A 730-nucleotide genomic window follows, 5' to 3' on the forward strand; every position below is an offset into this window, starting at 1 on the left:
ATCCTCCGGGTGCCCTAGATGGCACCTTCCTCTACGAGGGGCCCTGCCCGCCTTCAGACGAGGCATCTTGTCGCAGAGCTAGTACATTCTGCTGGATCCAGAGCGCCATCGACGCTGTGGCTCCGCTAGCAGGGTTGCTCCTCATCCAAGCGCTGTTCCGCCGCTCACTGACGTAAGGAATAAAGGACCGCAATGCAGGCGAGGGTCAAACCCGATAAACCGCGCATCTCGTACTGCTTTGCTGTCTGCCTTGCTGAACTGGTCACCTTCATTTTGAGGTGGGAAAGCAATGGTGCGCGTGGCGCTGGTGAGCCGTGCCAAAGCGGCACTGACTGAACGGGCCTAAACCAGAAACCTGTCACGAACATGCATAACAACGAACCGCTGTGTGACCGGTAGCACGTGCATGTTGTAGCGCCGCCGAACCCCAGAAGCGTATCAATTTCTGTACAAAGCTCTCATTTGAGTGATTTGTGTGCGGTATCATCAACCTGTAGATGATTAGAAAGGGTAGTGACACCCTTCCCTTTTCCTGGAGATCACCGATGTCCGCCCTCCGCCAGATCCTCATCGTCGAGGACGATGCCGCGCTGCGTGCCACCTTGGCCGAGCAGATCCTGCTCGGCGGCGAGTTCAGTGCCGATGAGGCGGAAAGCGCGGCTGAGGCCGAGGACAAGTTGTCCAGCGCGGGCGCTCGCTACGATGCGATCCTGCTCGATGTTGGGCTGCC

1 pseudogene is annotated in these 730 nt (G+C 58.2%); it reads left to right on the plus strand.

What is annotated here, in order from left to right:
- Window positions 1–545 precede the first annotated feature (545 nt).
- Window positions 546–730 (plus strand): annotated as a pseudogene (locus tag D2K64_RS23935) (DNA-binding response regulator); the annotation flags it as partial.

The organism is Teichococcus vastitatis (assembly GCF_003604215.1).
Taxonomy (GTDB): domain Bacteria; phylum Pseudomonadota; class Alphaproteobacteria; order Acetobacterales; family Acetobacteraceae; genus Pseudoroseomonas; species Pseudoroseomonas vastitatis.